This is a genomic window from Pseudomonas bijieensis (genome assembly GCF_013347965.1).
GTDB lineage: Bacteria > Pseudomonadota > Gammaproteobacteria > Pseudomonadales > Pseudomonadaceae > Aquipseudomonas > Aquipseudomonas bijieensis.
In genome coordinates this window covers 3,265,559-3,291,735 of record NZ_CP048810.1, presented here as the reverse complement: position 1 = coordinate 3,291,735, position 26,177 = coordinate 3,265,559, and the positions used below count along the sequence as shown (strand labels likewise).

The following is a 26,177-nucleotide window of genomic DNA, read 5'->3' as shown; positions in this document are numbered from 1 at the left end:
TTTAGAGCAATGGCTCTCCGAGCACACAGCTATAGCGATGCCCACTGATGTCATGGATGGGGGGCGGCGCTTTTGCGCAGATGGGTTGTGCATACCGGCAGCGCGGGTGAAAAGCGCAGCCGGATGGAAGGTTCAGGGGGCTGGGTGGCTCGCCAGGCAGGGGTTCGCTCAGCAACGATCGAGTCGGGTCGATGTGTGGAATGGACTGGATCAGCGCGACGGTATAGGGATGCCGCGGGCTACTGAAGACGGCCTCCGTGGGGCCTTGCTCGACGATCTCGCCGAGGTACATCACGGCGACCCGATCACATAGCCGCCGAACGATCGCCAGGTCATGGGCAATGAACACAATCGCCAGGTTCATGCGCTGCCGCAGCTCCAGCAGCAGGTTGATGATCTGTCCCTGGATGGAAACGTCCAGCGCGGCCACGCATTCATCGGCGATGATCAACCGTGGCTCGATGGCCAGTGCCCGAGCGATCCCCACACGTTGACATTGACCGCCACTCAACGAACCCGGTTTGCGGTTGGCCAGCTCCGGCCGCAGGCCGACCAGGGTCAGCAATTCATCGACCCGATGGCGAATCAGCGAGGCAGGGATCGCACATCGCACTCGCAACACTTCAGCCAGGGTGTCACCAATGCTCAATCGCGGATTGAGGGCGGTATAAGGATCCTGGAAAATCATCGCGGTTTCGTGGCGCAGTCGCTCGATGTCGATTCGCTTGCCTTGAACCATATCCACGCCATCGAACAGGATTTGCCCGGCGCTGACCTCAGTGAGGCGCAAGATGGCTCGACCCAGGGTGCTCTTGCCGCTGCCCGACTCACCCACCAGCCCAAGCACTTCCCCGGTGGCCAGACTCAGCGATACGCCGTTGACGGCGTTCACCCATTGCCTGTTGATCCCGAACGGACCACTGCCAGGGGCGGCGAAGCGCACCCGTAGATCCTTGACTTGCAACAGGGTCATGACGAGGCTCCCACGGGTAGCGGGTAATGGCAGGCGACTCGGTGTGCCTCGGCTGTGACTTGCATCTGTGGCAACAGCCGCGTGCACTGGCTGCCCTGCTGAAGGCAGCGTGGATTGAAGCGGCAACCGGTGGGCAGCGCATCCAGCAGAGGCGGCTGGCCGGCGATGGTTTTGAGCATGGCATGGCCGCTGCTGGTAGCCGGTTGGCAGTCGATCAGGGCCGCCGTATAGGGATGTCGTGGGTGAGCCAGCAGATCAAGCTTGTTGCCGTGCTCGCAGAGCCGCCCGGCGTACATTACCGCGATGGAGTCACAGGTCTGGGCGACGACCCCCAGGTCGTGGGTGATCATGATGATTGACAGGCCACGTTGGTCGCGCAAATCCAGGAGCAGGCGCAGGATCTGTGCCTGTACCGTGACATCCAGGGCGGTGGTCGGTTCGTCGGCGATCAGCACCTGGGGGTTGCAACCTAATGCCACGGCGATCATGGCGCGTTGACGCATGCCACCGGAAAACTCATGGGGATAACTGTCGACCCGCCGTAGCGGATCGGGAATGCCCACCTGGCGTAACACATCAATGGCCTTCGCCCGTGCTTCGCGTTTGGACGCCCCCTGATGCAGGCGTATGCCCTCGCCGATCTGTTCGCCGATGCGCATCAACGGGTCAAGATGACTGCCGGGATTCTGAAAGATCATCCCCAGCCGTCGACCTCGTATGCCTCGCATGCCGGCTTCATCCAGCGACAGCAGGTCCTCACCGGCAAGGCGCACGGCCTTGCCCTGGACCCGGAGGTTTGAAGAGGGTAGCAAGCGCATCAAGGCCCGGCAGGCCATCGTCTTGCCTGAACCGCTTTCACCCACCAGACCGAGGATTTCGCCTTCGGCCAGGTCAAATGACACACGATCCACCAGCGTGACTTCGCCCTCACCGTGGCCGGCGATCACGCTGAGGTCCTCGACGTGCAACACCGGTGTGCTCATGGGCGCTCTCCGAGGTGCTCGGCGACACCGTCGGCCAGCAGACTGAAGCCCATGGCCAGGGTGACGATCGCCAGTCCCGGGAAGGTGCTGATCCACCAGGCATTGGTGATGAAACTCTGGCCCTCGGCGACCATCGTGCCCCACTCGGCGGTGGGTGGCTGAACCCCCAGGCCGAGGTAGCTGACCGCCGCCCCATTGAGCAGTACCAGCACCGCGTCGGACATGGAGAACACGATCGAACCGAACATGGCATTGGGCAACAGGTGCCGAAACAGAATGCGTCCATGACCGAAACCCAGGCTTTTCGCCGCCAAGGCGAAATCGCTTTCCTTGAGCACCAGAATCTGCGAACGGATCAGCCGTGCATAGGACACCCATCCCACCAAAGCCATCGCAATATAAAAGCTGCTCAGGCCGGGGCCGAGGATGGCCATGATTGCCAACATCAGCACCAGGAAGGGGAAGGCCAGGATAATATCGATCAGGCGCATGCAGATCGTGTCGAACCGGCCACCGATATAGCCGGCCAAGGCGCCGATGCAAGTACCGATCAAGAACGGGAAAATCACCCCGATCACGGAAATCTGCAAGTCGATGCGCGCGCCCCAGATCACTCGGGAAAGAACGTCGCGGCCGAAATTATCCGTGCCGAACGGATGGGCCAGGCTCGGCCCCAGCAGGCGGATATCGGTGTTCTGGGCAATCGGATCGAAGGGCGCGACCCAGGGTGCGAAGAGTGCGAGCAACAGCCAGGCAAACAGAATCGCCAGGCCCAGCGCGGTGGCCGGGCGACCGTTGCGCAAGCCGAAACGCAGCGCAAGACGCCAGGTGGGACTGATGATCTGGCCACTCATCGCATGTTCACCCGCGGATCAATCATCACGGTCAGCACATCGGCGAGGAAATTGACCGTGACGGTGGCGAGGGCCAGCACCATGGCCACGCCCTGGACCACCATGTAGTCACGGGTAAAGATGCCGCGCACCAGCAATTGGCCGATGCCGGGAATGGCAAACAGACTTTCGATGACCACCGTGCCGCTGATCAACCAGCCGATGTTCACCGCCAGCAGGTTGACCGCCGGCACCAGGGAGTTGGGCAGTACATGCCGATGAAATATCGCCCGCTCGGACAAGCCCCGGGCCCGTGCGGCGGTGGCATGATCGGCTTGTAGCTCCATGAGCATGCTGGCGCGCAGATTGCGCACCAGAACGGCGGAGAGTGCCAAGGCAATGGTCAGGCACGGCAAAACCATGTGATGCAGTTTGTCCCACCCTATACGTCCATAGCCTGAGACCGGGAACAGCCCCAACTGCACGCTGAGCAGCAGGATCAACATGATGCCTAGCCAAAAAGCCGGCATGCCGAGCCCTGCCGTGGTGAACAGGCGAATCAGGTGGTCCGGCCAGCCGCCCTTGTTGCGCGCCGCCACCGTTGCCAGCGGCACGGCAATCAGCAGCGCCAGCAGTACGCTGCCGAGCACCAGGAACAGGGTTGGCTCAATGCGGGTACTGATCAACGTCAAGGCATCGACTTTGTAGAGCAGCGATTGGCCGAGATCGCCTTTGAGCAGGTTCTTGAGAAAGTAGAAGTACTGCATCCACAGCGGCTGGTCGAGACCGTACTGGGCTCGAATCCTGATCAGCGCCTCCGGCGTGCTGCGCGAGCCCAGCAGTGCCCGGGCGGGATCCCCGGGGATTGAGCGTACGAGCACAAAGGTGATCATGCTGATGCCAAACAGCACCGGCAATAGCTGTAGCGGGCGCGACAGTATGAAACGGTAGCGCGCCAGGTTCATGGGCTAGTTCCGATGACGGTGCAGAAAATCCAGCAGGACTGGGAAATAGGCTTGGGGCTCTTCGTAGAACGGCATGTGGCTGCTGTTGGGGAACACATTCAGTTGTACATCCTTGAGCGCCATTTTCATTCGCATTGCGCAGGCTGGCGTCAGTTCATCATGTTGACCGGTGGTGATCAGCACAGGCATTTCGAAGCCGGCCATCTGTTCGATGCGATTCCAGTCCTTGAGATTGCCGGTATAGAGAAATTCGTTGGGGCCCTGCATGGTCATGTAGGGCCCCATGTTCCAGTCGCCCAGGGAGCGTGTCACCGGTGCTGGCCACTCGTCCAGACGGCAGACATGACGATAGTTGAGCAGGGTGATGGCCGCCTGGTATTGCGGATGATCCAGGGTGCCCAAGGCTTCATGGCGCTGCATCATCGCGACGGTCTCACTGCCCAGGGCCGCCCGCAGACGCTCGAGCTCCAGGGACAGGTGAGGGATATCGCCGGCGGTATTTTCCAGGATCAGGGTTTTCAGCGATTGGGGGTGATGAATGGCGTACTCGATCGCCAGCCAGCCACCCCAGGAGTGCCCTAGCAGGTGCACTTTGCCCAGGTCGAGGGCCTGGCGGACGGTCTCTACCTCCGCCACATAACGAGTGATGTCCCACAGGGATTCGTCAGTCGGCCTGGCCGAGGCACCGGTACCCAACTGATCGAAAGCGATGACCCGCAAGCCCTTTTCCTTGAGCCAGCCGTGGCTGTCACGCAGATAATCGCAAGGCAATCCCGGGCCGCCATTGAGGCACAACAGCACTTCGTCGCCGTCGCCAAAGCCATAGGCCACCAGATGATGACCGTCGACTTCCAGGTCGTATCGCTGGTCCGGCTCGATCTCACGCCACATCATTGCTCTCCTGCTCAGGTGCCGCTCTTTGGCTAAACCTTACCGAGGAAGCTATGCGCCCATAAGCTAGCAATTCTTATAGGTTTGATCTGGCATTCCCTCGCTCAGGCGTGGCATTCTACTTGCACGATTTCAGGATTGAAATTAATAAGGGAGCTGAATGGATGCAGACCAAGCTGTCTGACTTCAATACCCGTCTTTTGTCTGGCAGGAGCCTGGACGAGCAGATGGATAACGCCCTGGGAATGGTCCAGGCGTTAGGCTTTGACGCATTGGTGTACGACTACAGTCCGGTGCCGCTGGATCATGATGGGGCACTGATTACCCCGACTGTGCTGAAGTTGCGCAATACTCCCCGTGATTGGCACTCGCTCTGGTGTGAAGAAGGTTATTACCAGATCGACCCCGTCCAGCATCTGGCAATCAATGCCATTTCTCCTTTTGTCTGGTCCTATCGACCGGAGGCAGACACGGTGCTACAGCCGTTCATCGGCCAGAGTCATGCACCGGTCGTGAGCTATCTGCAGGATTCGCGCATGACCTGTGGCGTGACGGTGCCGATGCATTTGCCCAAAGGCGGCTTTGCGACATTGACCGGGCTGCGCGCCGATACGAAGGGGAGCACCCTGCAGGATGTCCGGCAAACGCTGGGCGACTTCAGCCTGATTTCCCATGCCCTGCAAGAGGCGGCTTTTCCGCTGCTCGTCAAGGAAGCCCGCACATGCCCGGTTCGCCTGACCAAACGCGAGCGTGAGTGCTTGCGATTAGCCGCTGAAGGGTTGACGGCGGCGGACATCGCCAGGCAACTGAATCGCTCCTTGGCCACCATCACCCTCCACCTGACTTCTGCAATGCACAAGCTCGGTGCCAGGAATCGGGTCCAGGCCGTGGTCAGGGCAGTGCACTATCGGTTGCTCGATAGCTGAAATCGGGCAAAAACCTATCTGTTTCTCTAGTTATTCCGCCGGCCAGTCCCCGGTATCGTGTGCCGCAGGATTTCTAGGGGGCGGCACGAAATGGATCTTCCCGTAACGCACGAAGGCTTTGCGCCTTTCGGTCCGTATCAGACCTGGTATCGCATCACTGGCGATTTCAGCAGTGGCCGTACGCCGCTGCTGATCCTGCATGGCGGCCCGGGCTGTACACACGATTATGTCGATGCTTTCAAGGATATTGCCAACAGTGGCTATCCGGTGATTCATTACGACCAACTGGGTAATGGGCGTTCCACCCATCTTCCGGAAAAAGACCCCTCGTTCTGGAACGTGGCGCTCTTTCTCGATGAGTTGGGGAACCTGCTGGATCATCTGGGCATTCGCGACAATTACGCACTTTTGGGGCAATCCTGGGGCGGCATGTTGGCCAGCGAACATGCGGTGCTCCAGCCTGCGGGCTTGCGCGCGTTGATCATCGCCAACTCCCCGGCGGACATGTCCACCTGGCTCCTTGAAGTCAATCGCTTGCGCCAGCTTCTACCCATTGAGGTGCAGCAGACACTGCTCAAGCACGAGCGGGCTGGAACCTTGACGTCTACCGAGTACTTTGAGGCCGCTCGGGTTTTCTACGACCGTCATGTCTGCCGTGTCACGCCCTGGCCCGACGAAGTCGCCCGTACCTTTGCCCAGATCGATGCCGATCCTACCGTTTATCACGCCATGAACGGCCCCACCGAGTTCCATGTGATCGGCAGCATGAAGGACTGGTCCATCACCGATCGTTTGCCTCGCGTCAGGGTGCCGACCCTGTTGATTTCAGGCCGATACGATGAAGCGACGCCGTTGGTGGTCCAACCCTATGTGGATCATGTGCCCGACATTCGCTGGGCGTTGTTCGAACACTCCAGCCATATGCCCCATATCGAGGAGCGGATGGCTTGCATGGGAACTGTGGTGAGTTTCCTGGATGAGTGTTTGTAGGCGTCTGCGCAATCCGAGCCGTCGTTTTTGTTGTGTTTTTTGACGCGTCCTGTGAGACGCGTCTCTTTTTTCAGTGGAAAATTCCGCTCTCTTGAACCGAAAGCGATATGCAGGGTCTGGTGTCCGCGCATTGCTGTGCATGCCTGCTGTCATTTCTGTATCGAGGGATCGAACATGTCCGTATTCGCCTTAGGGACGAGGCTAGTCGTTGCGTCGCTGTGTTTTCTAGCGATGAACATTGCCGTCGCCGCGCCAACCCCCGGCGACACGGACCTGATCCGTGAACGCCAGGACCGTCTGCTCCAAGAGCAGCGCCGACGCCTGGAAGAACTCAAGGACCTGCCCGGCAAGGAAGCGAAGTCGACCCAACCCACGGCGCCTGCCGATACCCGTTGTTTCCCGATCAAGACCATCGAGCTCAAGGGCGCCGACGCCCTGTCCGAGGGGGAGCGCCAGCGCCTGCTCAAGCCCTTCCTCAACCAGTGCCTGGGTGTGCCGCAGCTTAACCAGTTGCTCAAGGTCATCACCGACCACTACCTGGAAAAAGGCCTGGTCACCAGTCGCGCCTATTTGCCGCAACAGGATCTGTCCAGTGGCCATCTGCAAGTGCTGGTCGTCGAGGGGCGGCTGGAAGGCCTGAAGAGTGCCGAGGGCAGCCAGTTGCGTCAAAGGAAGTCCTTCCGAAATTAACGCTCAAGGTCAAAAAATAGCTGATGAAATTCTGAGCAATCCCGCGACAACCGCAACCTATAAGGATACGGGGAGATTTGGGAAGGTAATGGATGTAGTTGCTCCTGACGGTCGGGGGCTACGTTATGATGCTAATGGGAAATTTATTGGTCTATTGGAGCCACCAAAACCATGACTCATTTATCTTCAATGATAACCAGCCCACCAGATCGTGAAAATTTGGTATTTGAGATTTGGGCGGGAGCTAACCAACTGGCAGAAGTATCCCGTGAGCCTGGCAGATCAGCTGAGATCGAAATTTACCCACCTGTTGTGGGCGGGAGTTGGAATTTTGAGCTGGAAGAATTCATGTCCCTTTTGAATCAGGCGGTTAAGAATTTGAACCATGGTTAAACGGTCCATAAAGGGGCCGGGGAAGACCACATTATATGTACGATTTCTTAGGTCGCAAAAGAGGGCGAGCAAAAAGGGGACATGAGAGCAAAAAGGGGACAGATTTATTTTGTGAAACGCAGAGGGGCAGATTTGTTGGTTTTGCTCGGGTTGTAAATAAATCTGCCCCCTTTTCTTGGTCCCCTTTTCTTGTGAATGACTATGGAAAATAAAGAAGAATTAAAGTCTTTGGTTGAGGCTCTGACGTCCTCAGAAGACTATGAGGGAAATTACGGCTACCGTGTAACAGACACGAGTGCGACGTTAAGCAATGTTGATGAATTAGATCGGCAGCAAGCTCCAGCTGATTATCTGGAATTTCTCACTGAGTTTGGTTTTGGCGAATTAGATGCGGCATTTCATCTCGATGATGGTCCGGAGAAGTATTCGACTATATGCGGTCGGGAAATTGAGGGCTATGAGGGTGTTTACGTATTCGGTGGAAATTCGAGCGATGTGCTATATGCTTTCGACGCAAAAAATAATTGGCAGGTCGTAGAGATTAGTTCTGAGTTGGATGGGGTTGATGTGTTGGCGTCAAATTTTTCTGATTTTATTTTTGAGCGGCTGAAGTACGTCAAGTCGTTAGTTGAAAGGCGTGCGGCGGGTTGATTGTTAGTGTTGCGCTTATAGAAAAATAGCGAAAAGGGGACGGATTTATTTTGTAAACACAGAGGGGCGGGCTCGTTGGTTTCTCGGTCTATAAATAAATCTGTCCCCTTTTTTGTTCTCGAGCGGGGATAAATCCCCTCGCCACGTGGCAAACAGGGATAGATCCTGAGGGATCCCCGGAATGTGCGACCGCCAGCTTATGGCGACCACCCTGTATTCTTGGTGGATAATCAATTTTTTATTGGGCGAAGGTAGAGTTTGTAAATGAAAAAAATGTTCATGCCGGCTTTCATCATGCTTCTAAGCCTCTATGGCTGCGCAGAGATGCCTGCCTATTCGAATGTCGAGTCCCACGAGGCCGGTGATGAGTCTCGCTATACCGTGTTGGAAACCGATACCTATGCGGGAAGGCCCCAGCGGCATCTTTTGGATTCCGAGCCTGATCTGAACATCATAAGGATTAACGACAAGAAGGTCGGGAACATCCCATTCTCCACCTACTATTACAGGAACGACTCTCCCCAGCGTGCTGTGCTGACACCAGGAACCTACACCGTGCAGTTGGAGTACCGGCTGCCTCTGCACTTCATGTTTGCGGACTTGGAGTTTGAGGGTAAGCCAGGCCAAAAGGTCATCGCCCGTACCAAGTACGTGGGGCCTAGCCGATTGGAGATATGGTTGGAGGATGCCGCTACTGGCGCGGTAGTCAGTAAGCGAGTGCGTTGATAGGAGCCTGAGCGAAACGGGCGGCCCCAAAGGTCGCCCGTTTTCATTCATTCAGCCGCCTGCGCCCGCAACCGTCTGCCAATCACATCCATCACATCACACCCGTCGCGCAACGCGATCGTCAGCATTTTACAAAAGTCGGAAAGCACCAGCGTGTCGGAACTGATCTCCGAGCGAAACGCGATGTTTTCCAGCAGTTGGGTCACAGTGCGGATGCGGTAGTCAGCGGTTTCGAAGAGGACATCAAGCGGGGCTTCGGTGTCGATCAGCAGGGTAGCGGGAACGCAGTCGACGCCGGTGATGGGCATGTATCGGTTCATTGGTAGGACCTCATTCAGTTGAAAGGAGCTACCTCGTTTGCCGGGTCGCCAAACCCGAGTCGCCATTGGGGCGACGAGGAACTATAGGCCGCCCCGCTCAAGCGCCACAAGACACCGCTTTCCGAGCTTCATGTAGGAGTTTTGACCTTTCTGCGGCTGTATTTCCCTACATCGCTTTGCGACTATCAACAAGGTCGGAACCAGCCGTCCATTAGGCATATCGTTATGGCTAGAAAGGTAACCGTGGCGAGGGGAGCTTGCTCCCGCTCGGTTGCGCAGTGACCGCAAAATCGTGGGGCCGCTTCGCAGCCCAGCGGGAGCAAGCTCCCTCGCCACAGGGTGAAATCGATATGGCACACCCAACCCTGTAACCTCTTCAGCAAGACTCTTTTTTATGCTTCCCTAACGGTCATATTCCCTTTCAATTCCTTTCGCAGATTCCTAGACCGTGCCAACCCCCAACCGCAACGCTCTGATCGCCCAACTCGCCGCCAACCCCGATGACATCGCGACACGCGCATCGCTCTATCGCGACCTGCTCGACACCGGGGGAGGCGTCACTGGAAGGTTTACGCATCGCGGCGGGCCTGGGCGATCCGGCGGCTAACGTGGTGATGGCTCACCTGAACACCACGTCCCATACAAATCGCCCCGGGCCAATGCTCTCGCAACTGCGTGGCCTGCCGGTAGACCATCTGGAGTTGAACAACGCTGAGCCGCAGTGGTGTGACGCTCTGGCCGGGCTGCCCTTGCGCACATTGGTGCTCAACAGCCCGAGGTTTATCTGCGGCCCGCAGATGTGGCAACGTTTGCCCGCCAATGCCCTCGAAACCTTGGAGGTCAGCAACTTTTCCCGCGACGACAACGCCAACTGCCTCCCGTCGCCCACACGCTTGCGCCGGCTGAAGTTGCAAACCTACGGCGAGGACTTCGACGACAGTTTTCTCCGTCAACTGAGCGACAGCCCGTTGCAGGAATTGTCGTTGAACCGTTGCGATGAGATGACCGACGACGGCCTTCGCGCACTGTCACGCCTCAAGCTGCGATCACTGACGTTGCAACGGGTGAGTGAATTGACGTCCCGTGGCATGGCGCACCTGACAAGTCATCCCCTCGAACAGTTGTCCCTCAGTGGCAGCGGCGCGATCCTCGACGATCCGTCCTGGCTTCGCGACCTGACGGGGTTGCGCTCGTTGAGTCTGGATGACTGTTACGCAAGCGAGAACGTATTGCAGGCGATCCGGGAACTGCCTCTTGAAAGGCTTTCGCTCCAATCTGCCTTCATCTGCGAAGACGATCTGGAAATACTGGAAGGCATGCCGCTTGCGGACCTGGACCTCAAGTGCCTACGACAGGTGATCGAGCGGCTCGACGTGCTGCACGGGTTTCCACTTAAGCGGCTGGGACTTTCCGATGTGCAAGGTGTCTGTGCAGATACGTTGAGTGACCTGCGCGGTCTGGAGTTGGAGTCCCTGGACCTGTCCTTGAACGACCTCACCTGGAAGGAACTGAAACAACTGGCCGGGCTACCGCTGAAGCGGCTCAATCTGAGTTTTTGCCGAGGCGTCGACGGCAAGGTTTTGCGCAAGCTCGCCGAGTTGGGATTGCCGTTGGAGCAACTTGAAATAAATGGTCTGGACCTGCGCGATGCCGACCTCGCTTGCTTGCGGGATCTGCCGTTGCAGCGCCTGGGCCTGTATGACAGCCCATGGCTCACAGACGCCGGCGTGGCCCACCTCGTGCGTATGCCGTTGCGAGACCTGACGCTCGGCGCTGATCCAGGGGCGTCGCAAATCACCTCGGCCGTGGTGCCGGTGCTGGAGCAATTGCCGTTGCGCACGTTGTGGTTGCCTAACTGCGCCGGAATCGATGCAGGCGGTTGGGATCGTTTGGCCAGGTTGCCAGCTCAAGTAACGGGGCCCGGTATCTGACGCGCTGATAGGAATAGGCAATGTTCCAAGGCGAACCGGCATAGGTGAGCCCGTTTTCGATAGCTACCATGGCCTTGTACCTACTGATGGGAACCTCGCCATGCACAGCAGAAAAACCTTATTCATCACGGGCGTGAGCAGTGGCTTGGGCAACGCCCTGGCGCAAGAAGCACTCGCAGCGGGCCACCGTGTCATCGGTACCGTGCGCAGTGAGGCGGCGTTGCAAGCCTTCGAAGGGCTCGCCACGGAGCGTGCCCGTGGGGTGATCCTGGATGTCACCGAGTTCGACCGGATCGACAGCGTCGTGGCGGCGACAGAAGCCACTCACGGTCCGGTCGATGTGCTGGTCAACAATGCCGGCTACGGTCATGAGGGGATCTTCGAAGAGTCGCCGCTGGAGGAGATGCGTCGTCAGTTCGACGTCAACGTATTTGGCGCCGTGGCGGTGACCAAGGCCTTCGTGCCGTACTTTCGCAAACGCCGTGCCGGTCATATCCTCAATATCACCTCCATGGGCGGCACCATCACCATGCCAGGTATCTCCTACTACTGCGCGAGCAAGTTTGCCCTCGAAGGCCTCTCCGATACCCTGAGCAAGGAGTTGCTACCGTTCAATATCTTCGTGACCGCAGTAGCGCCTGGCTCGTTTCGCACTGACTGGGCGGGTCGTTCAATGCAGCGCACGCCGCGCAGCATTGCCGACTACGACGCCAGTTTCGACCCGGTGCGTAAAGCGCGGGAAGAGAAAAGCGGCAAGCAACTGGGCGACCCACGCAAGGCTGCACAAGCGATGTTGCAGGTCATCGCCAGCCCGAGGCCTCCCGCGCACTTGCTGCTGGGCAGTGATGCACTGAACCTGGTACGCGACAAACTCAGTCGTTCCGCCAGTGAAATCGATCAATGGGAAGCGCTGAGCCGTTCGACTGACGGTTGAACGGCCAGCAAAAGGGGCATCAATGACTCAGGCCTCAAACACATCGCCCATGGTGCAGTTGATGGAGCAGCTCGCGCCGGTGGAGGGCTACAACCTCAGCGCGCTGGACGACATCCGCTTTCTGCGTTCGAACCGGCCACTGACGCGCACGCCGGTCTTGTACGACCCGGGCATCGTCATCCTCTGCCAGGGGCGCAAGCGCGGTTATCTGGGGGATGACGTCTACGTGTATGACGCCCAGCACTACCTGGTGGTGTCCGTCCCCGTGCCCTTCACCATGGAGACTGACGCCACCGAGGTTGAGCCCATGCTGGCGATCTACATGCGACTCGACTTTCAATTAGCCAGCGAGTTGATACTGCAAGTCGATAAGGTGCTGGGCCCAAGTGATGCCCTGCCCAAGGGCATGTATGCCTCACCCATGGACGATTTGCTGCGCGCCTCGACCCTGCGTTTTCTTGAGACCATGAGTCGCCCGGGCGAAGCGCAAATACTGGGACCGTCGCTGATACGAGAAATCTACTACCGCATCCTCACCGGCGAGCAGGGCGGCTCACTGCGTGCCGCACTCAATCGCCAGGGGCACTTCGGCAAGATCACCCGGGCGATACGCAAAATCCACAGCTGTTACCACGAGCATCTGGACGTTGAAACGCTGGCCCACGAAGCCAACATGAGCATCCCCAACTTTCACCGGCACTTTCGCGGCGTGACCGACTCTTCGCCCATGCAGTACTTGAAATCGACGCGCCTGCACCAGGCACGCCTGCTGATGCTGCGCAACGTCATGAGCGCTTCGGCGGCGGCGTTCAGCGTGGGTTACGAAAGCGCCTCGCAATTCAGTCGCGAATTCAAACGCTTCTTTGGCCGCACGCCTCAGGCCGAGATTGAATGGATGAAGGCGACCTATGCGTTGCCGGCGCCCGCCACGCCGTCGGTCTATGTTTCGTCGCATTAGCGATGTGGCGAAGTGTTGGAACCCTGTGCAGCGCTACTTCCCCTCTTGTTGCATCAAGGCTTTGCGTAGCTTCCCTGGCGACAGGCCAAACATGCTCTGGAAGTGTCGAATAAAATGCGGTGCATCCGCGAAGCCACATTCAAAGGCGATCTCGCCGATCTGGCGATCGGAACTCACGAGCAGCCATCTGCCGAACCTGAGTCGGACCTGGCGGTAGAACTGGGCCGGGCTGTTGTTGGTTTCAGCGACGAACAGGCGTTCCAATTGCCGCTTGCTGGTGCCGACCAGATGCGCAATGGCCTCGATATCCAGGGGTTGGGCCATGTGTTTCTCCATCAGCATCACGGCTTCGTGCAGCCTACGGTTGGAGGAGCTGGCGTAGCCGAGCGCCTTGCGTCGGTCGACGAAACTGTTGGACGTGTTCTTCGCCACCGTCATCTGATGCACGACTTTGCCCGCACGATCCGGTCCGCAATGCATGCCGATCAGGTGAAGGGCCAATTCGATCACTGACACGCCGCCCGCGCAGGTGATCCGGTCCTGGTCGATCAGAAAGTCTCTGTTGATGACAAAGCGCAACGACGGAAACAGCCGCTTCCAGTCGTCGCCATGATAGGCGTGGACACACGCCGTTCGCCCCGCCATCAGGCCATGTCGCGCGAGCACGAAGCTGCCGGTGCACAGGCCGATCAACGGCACCTGTGCCGCCGCGGCCTGGTGGAGGAACGCAGGATAGGTTTTCGGCACCGCCTCGATGGAGTCGAGCAATCCACCAATCACCACGATGTAGTCGAAACGCTCCGGGTCAGCGAGTTCGCTGTCGATGGGCACGTCCAGCCCGCTACTGGAAATGACTCTTTGCCCGGGCGTGCCGAGTACTTTCCATTGGCAGCGGATGGGGCGGCTTTGATCACCCGTATCGGCGGCATGCCGCAACGCATCGGTCAGTCCTGACAGTGACAGCAAGGGGAAGCGTGGCCACAACATGATGCCAATAGACAGCTCGGCGGTGCCGCGGCGGATGGGTGGGTGACGCGCCTGCCCATGATCGAGCCCGTCCACGAGGCTTTCCTGGGGCGTCCCGTTCTCTACATCGCCAGAATGTCGCAAATATTCAATCATTCGTGCAAAGCATCCAACAAGTTATAGCGCCGGTCCCACTACGATGGGGCCATGCGAAACGTTCTGCTGCCACAATAAAAACTATCGAGGAGCATCCGATGAAGACGTCCAAGGTTCAGCGTTTTTCCGGTATTTGTGCCGGTTTTCTGGTGTGCGTTCTGGCTGCGGCACCGGTGTTCGCATTGGAGACAGTAGAGCCGGGAAGCCTGACCATCGCCTTCAGTGGTGATATGCCGGGGACAGGGTATCAAGATAGCCGGATGGTCGGCTATGACGGTGAAATCCTTCAACAAATTTCCGAAAAGCTGGGGCTCAAGGTCAAGCCGGCATTGATGGAGTGGTCAGGGACGATTGCGTCGGTGCAGTCCAGGCGGGTGGATGTCATGGCAGGCACCATGGGCTGGACCGAGCAACGCTCGAAAATCATGGCCTTGAGCGATCCTATCCACTACTTCAAGAACGGCATCACCCAGACAGACAAGACCAATTGGAACAGCCTCAAGGATTTGCAAGGCAAGAAAGTCGGCACCATCACCGGCTTTTCGTTCATCCCTGAGATGCGCAAGATCGAGGGCCTGCAAGTCGCCCTGTACGACACGTCCGATGCGGCCGTTCGCGATCTGCTCGCCGGACGTATCGATGCGGTGATCGGCGATCCACCGGTCATGCAATACGCCATTTCCCGCAATGAGCAATGGCACCTGCATTTCAACGCCTTCATCGACAACGATCCTAATTTCCCACTGCTGACGGGCTTGGGTCAGGTGGTGTTCGGCTTCAACAAGGCCAGCCCGGAACTGGTGACGGCGGTCAACGCACAGATCCAGACGCTCTGGAAAAACTGTGAGATGCGCAAGATCGGCGCTCGCTACGGCCTGACCCAGGATGTCTGGTTCATGCCCGAAGGCAAGGACCTGCGGCTCGGCGTCGATCGCCCTGCAGGCTGGACGTTACCTGGCTGCAAATAAGTGTGTGAGGCGATGGGGAGGAGTCCGGCGGATGCACCGATTCATCGCCACGCCTACAACAAAAAGAGGTTAGCCGAAATGTCGAACCCGTCTGACACCGCGTTGCTACGCGTGCACGAATTACACAAGAACTACGGCGATCTGGAAGTGCTCAAGGGCATCAGCCTGGAGTTGAAGCCCGGTGAAACCTTGTCGCTGATCGGCCCGAGCGGATCTGGAAAGTCCACCTGCCTGCGCTGCATCAATTACCTGGAAAAACCTACCAGTGGCGAGATCTGGCTGGGGGACGAGTTGATCGGCCAGGTCAAGGACGGCAGGCGTTCGCGTCTGATGAGTGACCGGGAGATGGCCCCGCAGCGCCGTGAGATCGCCATGGTGTTCCAGTTGTTCTACCTCTGGCCGCACTTGAGCGTGCGCGATAACGTCGCGCTCGGTCCTATCAAGGCCCAAGGCATGCCGCGCAAGCAGGCGTATGAGTTGGCCGACGCGATGTTGGAAAAAGTCCACCTGCGGCACAAGGCCGAGTCTTATCCCGAGCAATTGTCGGGTGGTCAGCAACAGCGGGTCGCCATCGCCCGGGCTTTGGCTCAGCAACCGAAAGTGATTCTGTTCGACGAACCAACCTCGGCGCTGGATCCCGAGTTGGTGGGTGAAGTGTTGGCAGTGATTCGCGAGCTGGCGGAAGAGGGCCGCAGCATGATCATGGTCACCCACGAGGTGCGGTTTGCCCGCGATGTGGCGGATCGGGTGATCTTCATGGACGGCGGGCGCATTGTCGAACAGGGGCCGTCGGCGCAAGTCATCGACAGCCCTCGTCACGAACGTACCCGCAGCTTTCTTGGGCGTATGGCTGTGGAGAGCGCTTGATGGCGAATCTGGAGGCTTTTCTCGGGCTGTTGCCCTTGCTGTTGAAAGGCGCAGTGAGTGCGCTGGAAATTGCCCTCTGCACCTTGGCGCTGGCCAGCGTCGGAGGCCTGGTGCTGGCGGTTTTACTGACGTTCAGCCGATCGCGACTGGTACATGGCGCCATTGCCTGTTTCATCGAGTGGATGCGCAATGTGCCCGCGCTGGCACACCTGTTTCTGATCTACTTTGGGCTGTCCTACCTGGGCATCAATTTGCCCGCGTGGCTGGCGGCCATCGTCGGTTTGAGCCTGGTAGGCAGCGCAGTGCTGGCCGATACTTTCCGCGCCGGCTTGCAATCGCTGCATGTCGGCCAGCATGAAGCCGGGCAGGCCATCGGCCTGAACCGTATGCAGATTCTGCGCTACATCCTCTTGCCCCAGGCCCTGCGTGTTGCGTTGCCGGCTTATGCCAACTATGTCACGCAACTGATCAAGGATACGTCCATCGCCTCGGCCATTGCCGTGCCGGAAATCATGTTCCTTGCCCGCAATCTGGTGACCTCCACGTTCCAGACCTCGCTGATTTATCTGGCGGTGATGTGCATCTATGCAGCGATGATCCTGCCAATCGGCGCGGGATTCATCCGACTTGAACGTCATCTGGGGGCGGCGCGATGATCGGTTTTTTCCAGCAATACCCGGAGTACTGGAGCGACTGGGTCGCTCGCCTGCTGCTCGGCGCACGGGTCAGCGCCGAGTTGTCCCTGACAGGCTTCGCCCTGGCGGCGCTGTTGGGCGCGTTACTGGCCTGGGCGATGAAGAGTCCCAGCGCATTGCTCAAGCGCCTGGCCGTGTTTTTCATCCAGGGGATGCGGGCGGTGCCGCTTCTGGCGTTGCTGCTGGCGCTGTACTTCACCTTGCCCAGCTTCGGGCTGACGTTGTCCGGTTACTGGGCCGGAGCCATCGGTTTGGGGTTGCAGGGCAGCGCCTACGTCGCGGAGATCCTGCGCGGAGGGTTGGACTCCTTGCATCGAGGCCAGCGTGAGGCGGCCATAGCCACCGGCCTGACGCCATTGCAAGCCTTCACCGCCGTAATCTTTCCGCAAGCCATTCGCGGCATGTTGCCGCCGTTGCTCAATGCCTACGTGTCGATTCTGAAGGACAGCTCCCTGTGCGCCCTGATCGCCACCGATGAGTTGATGCTGGCGGCCAGGGCCATCGCCTCCGAGTCCTTTTTGCCGATGCATATTTTCCTGCTGGTGGGGCTGTTCTATTTCGTCATCGCTTTCCCTCTTTCTCTGTTGTCGCGAGCGCTGGAAATACGATTTTCTCGCGGACGCAAAACCATTCGAGGTTGAACACATGAGCATCATGGATCGAACCGCTTCCCACAGCATTGGCCAATTGGGGCAAGCACTGGAGTCCGGAACACTCACGAGCGAGTCCCTGGTCTGCGCGCAACTGGAGCGGATCGAGTGCTTCAACGGGCAACTCAATGCTTATGTCGAGGCCTACCCTCAACGCGCGCTCGGTGCCGCCATCGCTGCCGATCGGCAGCGGGCCGCAGGTGTCAACCTGGGTCCGTTGCATGGCATTCCGATCGCGATCAAGGATCTGTTCGAAATCGACGGCAAGGCCATAACCGGTGGTTCGCTGGCGCAGACGCCGCGTATCTCGCGGCTTACCGCCACGGCGGTCCAGCGCCTGGAGCGCGCCGGTGCGATCATTATGGGCAAGACCCACACCGTCGAATTCGCTTTCGGCGGGTGGGGCACGAATGCAGTGATGGGCACGCCGTGGAACCCATGGGACCGCGAAGTGCATCGTGCTCCAGGTGGTTCCAGCAGTGGTTCAGCGGTGGCCGTGGCTGGAGGGTTGGCAAGCGCGGCATTGGGCACCGACACCGGTGGCTCGGTGCGGATTCCTGCGGGCATGTGTGGTCTGGTTGGGTTGAAAACCACGCGTGGGTTGGTCAGCCGCCACGGTTTGATCGAATTGTGCCCATCGCTGGATTCGGTGGGGCCGATTACGCACACCGTCGAAGACGCTGCGTGGATGCTTGATGCGCTGCTGGGGCCGGACCCGCTGGACCCGGTCTCGGCCAGATCGCCAGTCTTCAGCGCCGCGGCAGGCTTGAGTCTTCCGGTGGCCGGTCTGCGCATCTGGGTGCTGCCACAGGCCGAACGCGTACACATCGCGCCTGGCGTATTGGCCGCCTATGACCGGGGGTTGGAGCAATTGGCCGCACTGGGCATGCACCTGGTCGAACAGCCGCTACCGACTTCGCTGGAGCAATGCATGCGCGTCGCCGGTGGCCTTATGAGCGCCGAAGGCTACGCCAGCCTTGGCAGTTTGTTCGAGCGCGATGATCTGCGCTTCGATCCTCATGTGCAGCGTCGGGTGCTGAGCGGACGCGCCGTCGACGCGGCGGCCTATATCAATTTGCACAACCAGCGACGTGTTGCTCGCCGAGCCATGGACGAGGCCATGTCCAATGTCGATGCCTGTGCGTTTCCGACCAACGCCATTGGCAGTGTGCCGTTGAGTCAGGTCGATGAGTACGGGACACCGTTGGCCCTGCTCGGCCGTTTCGCCAACCTGCTCAATCTCTGTTCAGTGGCGCTGCCGGTGGGCTTCGACGAGCAACACATGCCGGTCTCGATGCAGATCGTCGGTCGCGCTTTCGCCGAACCATTGGTCCTGCGGATCGCCCACGCCTATCAGCAAGTCAGTGATTGGCACCAACAGCGGCCTGTGGGTTGGGACCTGCCGGACAGGGTGGTGGCGTAATCCGGTTGAGCGGCAGCACAGTCCCTTAACTTTCTCACTTCATGGATTAAACCCGATGGCAACGATTCAACGTTTTCAGAGCAGCGCGCGGATGTCCGGCGTGGTCAGTCACGGCGATCTGCTTTACCTCTCCGGCCAGGTGCCCACTGACCTACAGTCTGGCATCGAAGCGCAGACGCAGCAGGTGCTGGCCAAGATCGAAGCCTTGTTGGCGTTGGCGGGCAGTGACAAGGGGCAGCTTTTGAGCGCACAGATCTGGCTCAAAGACATTGACCGTGATTTCGCTCCGATGAATTCGGTGTGGGACGCCTGGCTGCCAGCCGACAGCGCTCCGGCACGGGCCACTGTTCAGGCACGTCTGGCGCGGCCTGAGGTGCTGGTCGAGATCATGGTTATAGCAGTGAAACCTGCTTCTGATGTTTGAGAGGACAGGGCCGACTCTTTCTGTCAGGCCTCAAAGGGGGATTTGGGTGGTCGACAAGACCTGGCGCAACCCCATGAACGAGCGAATCTGGCGAACCCCGGGCAGGTAAAGCAATTGCTCCGCGTGGAGCCGGTTGAAGCTGTTGCTGTCCTTGGTTCGTATCAACATGAAGTAGTCGAATTCCCCTGTCACCACATGGCATTCCATGCAGCCGGACACCTTTTGCGCCGCGGCTTCGAAGGCTGCGAAGGATTCCGGCGTCGAGCGGTCCAGCACCACGCCGATCAACACCACCATTCCTGCATCGAGCGCCTGATTGTCCAGCAACGCGACAATGTCCTTGATCAGGCCTGCCTGCTTGAGGCGTTCGACGCGTCGCAGGCAGGCCGGCGCGCTCAGTTTCACCTTCTCGGCGAGCGCCACATTGGAGATAGAGGCGTCTCGCTGCAGGGTCTTGAGAATGGCGCGGTCGGTCCGGTCCAGCGGGTGCGGCTCTGCGCCTGGAGTGCCGGATTTCCTGTGGCTGTTTATTGCGTTCATGTTGGATTCTGCACAATAAAAATATGTTAAAAGTAGTAATCGATGATTTATGTTTCTTTAATTGACTGAAACTTGCAACACATATTTTTGACTTTGTTCTTAATATTGAACTCATCGAAGCCCCTCTGAAAGAACCTGGAACGCAGCTTTTTTTTGCCTTTCGGTCTGGCGCTTGGATATCCATAAACAAGGAGCAGAGTCATGAACCTGAATCGTTTCAAACGTTATCCGCTGACCTTCGGTCCTTCTCCTATCACGCCCTTGAAACGTCTCAGCGAGCACCTGGGTGGCAAGGTCGAGTTGTATGCCAAACGTGAAGACTGCAACAGTGGCCTGGCCTTCGGCGGCAACAAGACGCGCAAGCTCGAATACCTGGTTCCCGAGGCTCTTGAACAGGGCTGCGACACCCTGGTGTCCATCGGTGGGATCCAGTCGAACCAGACCCGCCAGGTCGCCGCCGTCGCCGCACACCTGGGCATGAAGTGTGTGCTGGTCCAGGAAAACTGGGTGAACTACTCCGATGCGGTGTATGACCGCGTAGGCAATATCGAGATGTCTCGCATCATGGGCGCGGACGTACGACTGGACGCCGCCGGGTTCGACATCGGCATCCGACCCAGTTGGGAGAAGGCCATGAACGATGTGCTGGAGCGCGGTGGCAAGCCGTTCCCAATACCGGCGGGTTGTTCCGAACATCCCTACGGCGGCCTCGGGTTCGTCGGCTTTGCCGAGGAAGTGCGGGAGCAGGAAAAACAACTGGGGTTCAAGTTCGACTACATCGTGGTCTGCTCCGTGACCGGCAGTACCCAGGCCGGCATGGTCGTCGGTTTCGCCGCGGACGGCCGTTCGAAGAACGTTATCGGCATCGATGCCTCGGCCAAGCCAGAGCAAACCAAGGCACAGATCCTGCGCATCGCCCGGCACACCGCCGAGCTGGTGGAACTGGGTCGTGAGATCACCGAAGACGACGTGGTGCTCGATACACGCTTCGCTTACCCGGAATATGGTTTGCCCAACGAAGGTACGCTGGAAGCCATTCGTCTGTGCGGCAGCCTTGAAGGTGTGTTGACCGACCCCGTGTATGAAGGCAAATCCATGCACGGGATGATCGAAATGGTCCGCCGTGGCGAGTTCCCCGAAGGCTCGAAAGTGCTTTACGCACACCTGGGCGGGGCACCTGCGCTGAACGCCTACAGTTTCCTGTTCCGCAATGGCTGATCAGCGCCAATAACCTGTAGCAGCGAGCTTGCTCATGAAGCGGTGGGGTAGTCGGCCATCGATGTTGAATGTCACGGCCCCATCGCCGCCCGGAGCAAGCGGCTCCTACCAAGCCGCCGGAGTACCGCCATGCATGCGATATCGCAATCCGCAGTCTGGATCAAGGAACCTTCGGCCGAAGCCGGAGTGGTCATCGTTACCAGCGCTGCGTTGCCCAAATACATGATCGACAAGCTGCACGTAGCGATAGATGACTGGGACCAGGTGGCTTATCTGGCCGTCCAGCAATCCGAGGCGTTGATGGTCGACTGGTTGCGGGGTGGGTCTGGCCCTGAGCAATCGGCTGGGGCGGACGCGTGTTATGCCAGCCAACTGTTGCGTGCTGTCTCCCACGGCAGTTTCTTGCTGGATGTCGAAGTCGGCACGGTTCCCGGCTTGACCTGGCTGGGGTCCGTGCACGGTCACCCGTTGCGCGTCGTCGAACTGGGAGCGATAGCCACTTCCACTGCTGCGATGGATCAACAGGTAGAGCAAGTGCTTTCGGCGACCCGCAGTCTGGCGAAAAGCGTGCTGCAGGCGCACGGCGTCATTTAGCCGGTGTCCGCGCCGATTCGCCTGTTGAATCAACCGCTCCAGACAACAAAGGCGACGCCTATGCGCCAAGCTGCCGACTGTCGTACCAACGCCCCGAAGTGGATGCGCGAGCCTTCAAACTGCACACGTATCGTGGTCATCGCGTGCGGGCTTGATAGCGACCATATTGATTTGATCCATCAGGGGTTCAGCTGTTTTGACAATGTGGCACTGATTCATGTCGATGCTGCGGCCCCGGTACTTGGCCCGCTCGCTGAAGTGCGAGTGGCCAAGGGGGACTATTGTTTTGTCGTGCTCGGTGAACTGGATGAGCGTTTATTGCACGACCTTTCCATCAGTCCGCCCTGCATCTACCCGATTGCTTCGGACGGGGCGGCCGAACGTTCGGTCATTGCTGCGGTAGAACAGGTGAAAAGCCTCGCCCGAGTGAACCGTTCGCACCACCTTGAAGTGTTACCCGACACCTGCAGGAGTTGCTCATGAGTCGGTCCAATATCCAGACCCAATTGCCGGGCCAGATAGCTGAAGATGCACAGGAAATGGCCGAGTGGCAGGAGGCGTTGCTGTCCGTCATCGCCCACGACGGCACGGCCCGGGCAAAACAGATCCTCGACATGCTGGTGACCGTGGCCAGCACCTCCAGGATCGGTTGGCGGCCCAGCCATGGCACGCCTTATATCAATACGATCAGCGTCGAGCAGCAGCCGCTGTTTCCGGGCGACCTGGCGCTGGAAGAGCGACTGGCTTCGATCATGCGCTGGAACGCGCTGGTCATGGTCGCCAGGGCCAACCAGGCCTATGGGGAACTGGGTGGCCACATCGCCAGTTATGCCAGCGCTGCGGATTTGTTCGAGGTGGGCTTCAACCACTTCTTCAAGGCGCGCACCGACACCCGTGGCGCCGACCTGGTGTTCTATCAACCGCACTCGGCGCCGGGCGTCTATGCACGAGCCTTTCTGGAAGGGCGCCTCGAGGAACAGGACCTGCAACATTATCGGCAAGAGATCAGCGCACGTGCCAATGGCGCCCGGGGTCTGTCGAGCTACCCGCACCCGTGGTTGATGCCGGACTTCTGGCAGTTCCCGACCGGCTCGATGGGCATCGGTCCGATCAGCTCGATCTACCAGGCGCGGTTCATGCGTTACCTGCACCACCGTGGTTTGCAGGACACCACCGGGCGCACGGTTTGGGGGGTATTCGGCGACGGTGAAATGGATGAGCCGGAAAGCATGTCGGCACTGACCCTGGCGGCGCGTGAAGGGTTGGATAATCTGGTCTGGGTGGTCAACTGCAACCTCCAGCGCCTGGACGGTCCGGTGCGTGGCAACGGTCGCATCATCGATGAGCTGGAGGCGCTGTTCGGCGGGGCCGGCTGGAACGTCATCAAACTGGTCTGGGGCTCCGACTGGGACGGATTGTTCGCCCGGGATAAAGACGGCGCGCTGGTCCGTGCATTGTCGGCCACGGTCGACGGCCAGTTCCAGACGTTCGCGGCCAAGGATGGGCGCTTCAACCGCGAGCATTTCTTCGGCCAGGACGAAGCCCTGGCGCATTTGGCCCAAGGCTTGACCGATGAACAGATCGATCGCCTCAAACGGGGTGGTCATGACCTGGTGAAAATCTTTGCCGCGTATCAAAGCGCAGTGCTCGAGGGCAAGAAACCTACGGTGATCCTGGCCCAGACCAAGAAGGGCTTCGGCATGGGCGACGCCGGGCAGGGCAAGATGACCGTGCACCAGCAGAAGAAACTCGACAAGGACGCCTTGATTGCTTTCCGTAACCGCTTCAATTTGCCGTTGACCGATGAGCAGGCCGCCTCGCTGAGCTTCTTCAAACCCAGCGACGACAGTGCCGAAATGCGTTACCTGCATGCACGTCGCCGGGCATTGGGCGGGTACATGCCGTCGCGGCCCACCACTTCGGCGTCGTTGGCTGTGCCTGACCTCAACAGCTACGCCGGGTTTGCCCGCACCGCCGAAGGCAAGGAAATGTCCACCACCATGGCCTTCGTGCGCATGCTCAGCGGTTTGCTGCGGGACAAGCAACTGGGGCCGCGAATCGTACCGATCGTGGCGGATGAAGCGCGCACCTTCGGCATGGCCAGCCTGTTCAAGCAGATCGGCATCTACTCCAGCGTGGGGCAGCGTTATGAGCCGGAGGACATTGGTTCGATCCTGAGTTATCGAGAAGCCCTGGACGGGCAGATTCTCGAAGAGGGCATCAGCGAGGCCGGCGCCATCAGTTCCTGGGTGGCTGCCGCGACCAGCTACTCGGTGCATGGCCTGCCGATGTTGCCGTTCTACATCTACTACTCGATGTTCGGCTTCCAGCGCATCGGCGACCTGATCTGGGCCGCGGCCGATCAGCGTGCTCGCGGGTTCCTGCTCGGCGCCACGGCGGGGCGTACCACGCTGGGCGGCGAAGGTTTGCAACACCAGGACGGCAACAGCCATTTGATGGCGTCGATGGTGCCTAATTGCCGTGCTTACGACCCGGCGTTCGCCAGTGAGTTTGCGGTGATTCTGGATCACGGCATGCGCCAGATGCTGGAGCGCCAGGTCGACGAGTTTTACTACGTCACGTTGATGAACGAGAACTACCCGCAGCCGAGTCTTGCCGAAGGTGTCGAGCAGGCGATCATCAAGGGCATGTACCGGTTTGCCCGGCATGAAGGCAAGGAGGCGCTTGGCAGCGTCCGGCTGTTGGGCTCCGGCGCGATCCTGCTCGAGGTGATCGCGGCGGCCGAGTTGTTGGCCCGCGATTGGAACATCGGCAGCGAAGTCTGGAGCGTCACCAGCTTCACCGAACTGGCTCGTGATGCACGGGAAGTGGAGCGCTGGAATCGCCTGCACCCCGGACAACCCGCGAAATGCAGTCATGTTCAAGAATGCCTCGACGACCCGGCGCCGATCATTGCCTGTACCGATTACGTGCGCGCCTTGCCTCAGTTGATCGCCAGTTACCTCGATGCCCGTTACACCGTGCTCGGCACCGACGGGTTTGGCCGTAGTGATACCCGCAACCAGTTGCGCAGGTTCTTCGAAGTGGACCGTCACCAGATTGTCTTGAGTGCGCTGACCTCACTGGTGCATGAGGGGCGCCTGGACGCCAGTGTCTGTGCCGAGGCGATTGCGCGTTACGCCATTGACGTTGACGCAGTAGTCCCTTGGGACGCTTGAAACCGGCTTCAGACAGAATCGAATTTTCAGGAAGTGGTCATGAAGAATGTGCATGAAGTTCGAGTGCCCGACATCGGCGATGCCAAGGATGTCGGGGTCATTGAAATCCTGGTCAGCGCGGGCGATACGGTGCTCGAAGGACAGGCCCTGATCATCGTCGAGACCGACAAGGCGTCCATGGAGATTCCTTCGCCGCAAACGGGTGTGTTGCAATCATTGGCGGTCAAGCTGGATGACAAGGTCAGCGAAGGATCGTCGATCGCCTTTATCGAGATTGATCGGCCATTGTCAGTGCTTCCACAACCGGATGTCGCACCTGTAGCCGAAGCCGTTGCAACCTGCGCCGAACCCGAGCGGGTCGTTGCGAGACCGTCGCCAGCTGAAACCAATGGTTCACTAACGGACTTGCCGCTGGCATCGCCCTCGGTGCGCAAGTTCTCTCGGGAACTGGGTGTTTCACTCAAGGCCATTCAGGGCACGGGAGCACGTCATCGCATCACTAAGGATGATGTCCTGGCCCATGTAAAAGGGGCTCTGACCGCCCAGGCGCCGGCGGCCAACTCTCCGCCGTTGGGTGGTTTATTACCTTGGCCGGCGGTTGATTTCGCCAAATATGGGCCGGTGGAAAGCAAGACGCTGTCCCGGATCAAGAAAATCAGCGGCGCTAACTTGCACCGGAACTGGGTGATGATTCCTCACGTTACCAATCATGACGATGCGGATATCACATTGCTGGAACAGTTTCGTGTGCAGATGAACCAGGAAAAAGCGCAAGGAGGAATAAAGATCACGTTGCTGGCCTTGTTGATGAAAGCCTGTGCGGCGGCGCTGAAAAAGTTTCCGGAGTTCAATGCCAGCCTCAATGGCGACCAACTGGTGTTTAAGCGTTACTTCCATATCGGGTTTGCCGCCGATACGCCGCAAGGGTTGGTCGTCCCCGTGATCAAGGATGTCGACCAGAAAGGCGTGCTGGCGATTGCGCAGGAAATGTCAGCGCTTGCCGAGAAGGCTCGTGCAGGTAAGTTGAGCGTTAGCGACATGAGTGGCGGCTGCTTTTCCATCTCATCGTTGGGCGGGATTGGCGGGACCTATTTCACGCCGATCATCAATGCGCCCGAGGTCGCCATATTGGGGGTGGGTAAAAGCAGGGAAAGACTGGCGATGGAAGATGGGCAAGTGGTCACGCGGAAGATTCTGCCATTGAGCCTGAGTTGGGATCATCGCGTGATCGATGGCGCCGCCGCCGGGCGTTTCAATGCCTATCTGGGCAGTGTGCTGGCGGATTACCGCAGGCTTGTCTTGTAGTATGAAAGTGACGGTTTGGTTGACCCGT

26 protein-coding genes and 2 pseudogenes are annotated in these 26,177 nt (G+C 59.0%); 20 read left to right on the top strand and 8 right to left on the bottom strand.

The window, feature by feature from the left end; all coding sequences use genetic code 11:
- Window position 1: 1 nt before the first annotated feature.
- From GN234_RS14475 to GN234_RS14455, 5 genes are read right to left on the bottom strand one after another with little or no spacing between them, the layout of a single operon-like run.
- Complete coding sequence (locus tag GN234_RS14475) at window positions 2-973, bottom strand: ABC transporter ATP-binding protein (protein ID WP_109753429.1); 972 nt, start codon at window positions 971-973, stop codon at window positions 2-4.
- Entirely contained in the window at window positions 970-1,956 is a 987-nt protein-coding gene (locus GN234_RS14470) for an ABC transporter ATP-binding protein (RefSeq protein WP_109753430.1), read from the bottom strand. Before GN234_RS14470 ends, GN234_RS14475 begins: the two co-directional genes overlap by 4 nt.
- Window positions 1,953-2,810, bottom strand: coding sequence for an ABC transporter permease (locus GN234_RS14465; RefSeq protein ID WP_109753431.1), 858 nt, complete (start codon window positions 2,808-2,810; stop codon window positions 1,953-1,955). Before GN234_RS14465 ends, GN234_RS14470 begins: the two co-directional genes overlap by 4 nt.
- Window positions 2,807-3,754: an ABC transporter permease gene (locus GN234_RS14460; RefSeq protein ID WP_176688667.1), complete on the bottom strand. Its 948-nt coding sequence runs from the start codon at window positions 3,752-3,754 to the stop codon at window positions 2,807-2,809. The genes GN234_RS14465 and GN234_RS14460 overlap by 4 nt, the downstream gene beginning before the upstream one ends.
- Window positions 3,755-3,757: 3 nt before the next feature.
- Window positions 3,758-4,645, bottom strand: coding sequence for a proline iminopeptidase-family hydrolase (locus GN234_RS14455; RefSeq protein WP_109753433.1), 888 nt, complete (start codon window positions 4,643-4,645; stop codon window positions 3,758-3,760).
- A 164-nt stretch (window positions 4,646-4,809) separates the two neighbouring features.
- Here GN234_RS14455 and GN234_RS14450 point away from each other — a divergent pair, with 164 nt between their 5' ends.
- The 6 genes and pseudogenes from GN234_RS14450 to GN234_RS14425 all read left to right on the top strand — a co-directional run bounded on the left by GN234_RS14450 (window position 4,810) and on the right by GN234_RS14425 (window position 9,021).
- A complete protein-coding gene (locus GN234_RS14450; protein ID WP_176688666.1) occupies window positions 4,810-5,571 on the top strand; it encodes a LuxR family transcriptional regulator in 762 nt (253 codons plus the stop codon).
- Between the two features lie 90 nt (window positions 5,572-5,661).
- The gene (locus GN234_RS14445) at window positions 5,662-6,561 is read left to right on the top strand and encodes a proline iminopeptidase-family hydrolase (RefSeq protein ID WP_176688665.1); all 900 of its coding nucleotides are present in this window, start codon (window positions 5,662-5,664) and stop codon (window positions 6,559-6,561) included.
- Between the two features lie 174 nt (window positions 6,562-6,735).
- Window positions 6,736-7,236, top strand: a pseudogene (locus tag GN234_RS14440) (POTRA domain-containing protein); the annotation flags it as partial.
- Between the two features lie 186 nt (window positions 7,237-7,422).
- Window positions 7,423-7,644, top strand: a complete 222-nt coding sequence (locus GN234_RS14435; protein ID WP_176688664.1) for a hypothetical protein — start codon at window positions 7,423-7,425, stop codon at window positions 7,642-7,644.
- 201 nt (window positions 7,645-7,845) lie between these two features.
- A complete protein-coding gene (locus tag GN234_RS14430; RefSeq protein WP_176688663.1) occupies window positions 7,846-8,295 on the top strand; it encodes an SMI1/KNR4 family protein in 450 nt (149 codons plus the stop codon).
- Window positions 8,296-8,559: 264 nt separating this feature from the next.
- Complete coding sequence (locus GN234_RS14425) at window positions 8,560-9,021, top strand: hypothetical protein (protein ID WP_176688662.1); 462 nt, start codon at window positions 8,560-8,562, stop codon at window positions 9,019-9,021.
- A gap of 47 nt (window positions 9,022-9,068) precedes the next feature.
- On the opposite strand, the gene GN234_RS14420 is transcribed toward GN234_RS14425, so the two are convergent.
- Entirely contained in the window at window positions 9,069-9,341 is a 273-nt protein-coding gene (locus GN234_RS14420; protein WP_024617777.1) for a hypothetical protein, read from the bottom strand.
- Between the two features lie 448 nt (window positions 9,342-9,789).
- Between GN234_RS14420 and GN234_RS14415 the strand changes: the two are divergent.
- From GN234_RS14415 to GN234_RS14405, 3 genes and pseudogenes are all read left to right on the top strand, one after another.
- Window positions 9,790-11,272, top strand: a pseudogene (locus GN234_RS14415) (leucine-rich repeat domain-containing protein).
- 100 nt (window positions 11,273-11,372) lie between these two features.
- Window positions 11,373-12,206 (top strand): oxidoreductase, encoded by an 834-nt coding sequence (locus GN234_RS14410; RefSeq protein WP_163855383.1) that lies wholly within the window; start codon window positions 11,373-11,375, stop codon window positions 12,204-12,206.
- A 22-nt stretch (window positions 12,207-12,228) separates the two neighbouring features.
- On the top strand, window positions 12,229-13,164 hold the full coding sequence (locus GN234_RS14405) for an AraC family transcriptional regulator (RefSeq protein WP_116834127.1): 936 nt from the start codon (window positions 12,229-12,231) through the stop codon (window positions 13,162-13,164).
- Between the two features lie 33 nt (window positions 13,165-13,197).
- Here the strand turns inward: GN234_RS14405 and GN234_RS14400 are convergent, their stop codons facing one another.
- The gene (locus GN234_RS14400; protein WP_233459546.1) at window positions 13,198-14,226 is read right to left on the bottom strand and encodes a GlxA family transcriptional regulator; all 1,029 of its coding nucleotides are present in this window, start codon (window positions 14,224-14,226) and stop codon (window positions 13,198-13,200) included.
- A gap of 158 nt (window positions 14,227-14,384) precedes the next feature.
- Here GN234_RS14400 and GN234_RS14395 point away from each other — a divergent pair, with 158 nt between their 5' ends.
- The 6 genes from GN234_RS14395 to GN234_RS14370 all read left to right on the top strand — a co-directional run bounded on the left by GN234_RS14395 (window position 14,385) and on the right by GN234_RS14370 (window position 19,313).
- On the top strand, window positions 14,385-15,254 hold the full coding sequence (locus tag GN234_RS14395) for a substrate-binding periplasmic protein (protein WP_176688660.1): 870 nt from the start codon (window positions 14,385-14,387) through the stop codon (window positions 15,252-15,254).
- A 78-nt stretch (window positions 15,255-15,332) separates the two neighbouring features.
- Window positions 15,333-16,121, top strand: a complete 789-nt coding sequence (locus tag GN234_RS14390) for an amino acid ABC transporter ATP-binding protein (protein WP_116834132.1) — start codon at window positions 15,333-15,335, stop codon at window positions 16,119-16,121.
- Window positions 16,121-16,777, top strand: coding sequence for an amino acid ABC transporter permease (locus tag GN234_RS14385; RefSeq protein WP_109753442.1), 657 nt, complete (start codon window positions 16,121-16,123; stop codon window positions 16,775-16,777). The genes GN234_RS14390 and GN234_RS14385 overlap by 1 nt, the downstream gene beginning before the upstream one ends.
- Entirely contained in the window at window positions 16,774-17,457 is a 684-nt protein-coding gene (locus GN234_RS14380) for an amino acid ABC transporter permease (protein ID WP_176688659.1), read from the top strand. The genes GN234_RS14385 and GN234_RS14380 overlap by 4 nt, the downstream gene beginning before the upstream one ends.
- Window positions 17,458-17,461: 4 nt before the next feature.
- Window positions 17,462-18,889 carry an amidase gene (locus GN234_RS14375; RefSeq protein ID WP_163855377.1) on the top strand — a complete coding sequence of 476 codons (1,428 nt, stop codon included), beginning with the start codon at window positions 17,462-17,464 and terminating at the stop codon, window positions 18,887-18,889.
- Between the two features lie 55 nt (window positions 18,890-18,944).
- Window positions 18,945-19,313: a RidA family protein gene (locus GN234_RS14370; RefSeq protein WP_176688658.1), complete on the top strand. Its 369-nt coding sequence runs from the start codon at window positions 18,945-18,947 to the stop codon at window positions 19,311-19,313.
- 30 nt (window positions 19,314-19,343) lie between these two features.
- On the opposite strand, the gene GN234_RS14365 is transcribed toward GN234_RS14370, so the two are convergent.
- Window positions 19,344-19,853: an Lrp/AsnC family transcriptional regulator gene (locus GN234_RS14365; protein WP_116834134.1), complete on the bottom strand. Its 510-nt coding sequence runs from the start codon at window positions 19,851-19,853 to the stop codon at window positions 19,344-19,346.
- A gap of 201 nt (window positions 19,854-20,054) precedes the next feature.
- On the opposite strand from GN234_RS14365, the gene GN234_RS14360 reads away from it, so the two are divergent.
- The 5 genes from GN234_RS14360 (at window position 20,055) to GN234_RS14340 (ending at window position 26,149) form a co-directional block, all read left to right on the top strand.
- A complete protein-coding gene (locus GN234_RS14360; RefSeq protein ID WP_109753447.1) occupies window positions 20,055-21,071 on the top strand; it encodes a 1-aminocyclopropane-1-carboxylate deaminase in 1,017 nt (338 codons plus the stop codon).
- A gap of 129 nt (window positions 21,072-21,200) precedes the next feature.
- Entirely contained in the window at window positions 21,201-21,665 is a 465-nt protein-coding gene (locus GN234_RS14355; protein ID WP_109753448.1) for a transketolase, read from the top strand.
- A 60-nt stretch (window positions 21,666-21,725) separates the two neighbouring features.
- Window positions 21,726-22,148: a hypothetical protein gene (locus GN234_RS14350; protein ID WP_116834136.1), complete on the top strand. Its 423-nt coding sequence runs from the start codon at window positions 21,726-21,728 to the stop codon at window positions 22,146-22,148.
- Window positions 22,145-24,844 (top strand): alpha-ketoglutarate dehydrogenase, encoded by a 2,700-nt coding sequence (mdeB, locus tag GN234_RS14345; RefSeq protein WP_176688657.1) that lies wholly within the window; start codon window positions 22,145-22,147, stop codon window positions 24,842-24,844. Before GN234_RS14350 ends, mdeB begins: the two co-directional genes overlap by 4 nt.
- Window positions 24,845-24,883: 39 nt before the next feature.
- The gene (locus GN234_RS14340; RefSeq protein WP_176688656.1) at window positions 24,884-26,149 is read left to right on the top strand and encodes a dihydrolipoyllysine-residue acetyltransferase; all 1,266 of its coding nucleotides are present in this window, start codon (window positions 24,884-24,886) and stop codon (window positions 26,147-26,149) included.
- The last annotated feature ends 28 nt before the right edge of the window (window positions 26,150-26,177 follow it).

Bases quoted from the DNA above. Each gene is read 5' to 3' on its own strand.
- GN234_RS14475 (WP_109753429.1), bottom strand. From the start codon at position 973: ATGACCCTGTTGCAAGTCAAGGATCTACGGGTGCGCTTCGCCGCCCCT.
- GN234_RS14470 (WP_109753430.1), bottom strand. From the start codon at position 1,956: ATGAGCACACCGGTGTTGCACGTCGAGGACCTCAGCGTGATCGCCGGC.
- GN234_RS14465 (WP_109753431.1), bottom strand. From the start codon at position 2,810: ATGAGTGGCCAGATCATCAGTCCCACCTGGCGTCTTGCGCTGCGTTTC.
- GN234_RS14460 (WP_176688667.1), bottom strand. From the start codon at position 3,754: ATGAACCTGGCGCGCTACCGTTTCATACTGTCGCGCCCGCTACAGCTA.
- GN234_RS14455 (WP_109753433.1), bottom strand. From the start codon at position 4,645: ATGTGGCGTGAGATCGAGCCGGACCAGCGATACGACCTGGAAGTCGAC.
- GN234_RS14450 (WP_176688666.1), top strand. From the start codon at position 4,810: ATGCAGACCAAGCTGTCTGACTTCAATACCCGTCTTTTGTCTGGCAGG.
- GN234_RS14445 (WP_176688665.1), top strand. From the start codon at position 5,662: ATGGATCTTCCCGTAACGCACGAAGGCTTTGCGCCTTTCGGTCCGTAT.
- GN234_RS14435 (WP_176688664.1), top strand. From the start codon at position 7,423: ATGACTCATTTATCTTCAATGATAACCAGCCCACCAGATCGTGAAAAT.
- GN234_RS14430 (WP_176688663.1), top strand. From the start codon at position 7,846: ATGGAAAATAAAGAAGAATTAAAGTCTTTGGTTGAGGCTCTGACGTCC.
- GN234_RS14425 (WP_176688662.1), top strand. From the start codon at position 8,560: ATGAAAAAAATGTTCATGCCGGCTTTCATCATGCTTCTAAGCCTCTAT.
- GN234_RS14420 (WP_024617777.1), bottom strand. From the start codon at position 9,341: ATGAACCGATACATGCCCATCACCGGCGTCGACTGCGTTCCCGCTACC.
- GN234_RS14410 (WP_163855383.1), top strand. From the start codon at position 11,373: ATGCACAGCAGAAAAACCTTATTCATCACGGGCGTGAGCAGTGGCTTG.
- GN234_RS14405 (WP_116834127.1), top strand. From the start codon at position 12,229: ATGACTCAGGCCTCAAACACATCGCCCATGGTGCAGTTGATGGAGCAG.
- GN234_RS14395 (WP_176688660.1), top strand. From the start codon at position 14,385: ATGAAGACGTCCAAGGTTCAGCGTTTTTCCGGTATTTGTGCCGGTTTT.
- GN234_RS14390 (WP_116834132.1), top strand. From the start codon at position 15,333: ATGTCGAACCCGTCTGACACCGCGTTGCTACGCGTGCACGAATTACAC.
- GN234_RS14385 (WP_109753442.1), top strand. From the start codon at position 16,121: ATGGCGAATCTGGAGGCTTTTCTCGGGCTGTTGCCCTTGCTGTTGAAA.
- GN234_RS14380 (WP_176688659.1), top strand. From the start codon at position 16,774: ATGATCGGTTTTTTCCAGCAATACCCGGAGTACTGGAGCGACTGGGTC.
- GN234_RS14375 (WP_163855377.1), top strand. From the start codon at position 17,462: ATGAGCATCATGGATCGAACCGCTTCCCACAGCATTGGCCAATTGGGG.
- GN234_RS14370 (WP_176688658.1), top strand. From the start codon at position 18,945: ATGGCAACGATTCAACGTTTTCAGAGCAGCGCGCGGATGTCCGGCGTG.
- GN234_RS14365 (WP_116834134.1), bottom strand. From the start codon at position 19,853: ATGAACGCAATAAACAGCCACAGGAAATCCGGCACTCCAGGCGCAGAG.
- GN234_RS14360 (WP_109753447.1), top strand. From the start codon at position 20,055: ATGAACCTGAATCGTTTCAAACGTTATCCGCTGACCTTCGGTCCTTCT.
- GN234_RS14355 (WP_109753448.1), top strand. From the start codon at position 21,201: ATGCATGCGATATCGCAATCCGCAGTCTGGATCAAGGAACCTTCGGCC.
- GN234_RS14350 (WP_116834136.1), top strand. From the start codon at position 21,726: ATGCGCCAAGCTGCCGACTGTCGTACCAACGCCCCGAAGTGGATGCGC.
- mdeB (WP_176688657.1), top strand. From the start codon at position 22,145: ATGAGTCGGTCCAATATCCAGACCCAATTGCCGGGCCAGATAGCTGAA.
- GN234_RS14340 (WP_176688656.1), top strand. From the start codon at position 24,884: ATGAAGAATGTGCATGAAGTTCGAGTGCCCGACATCGGCGATGCCAAG.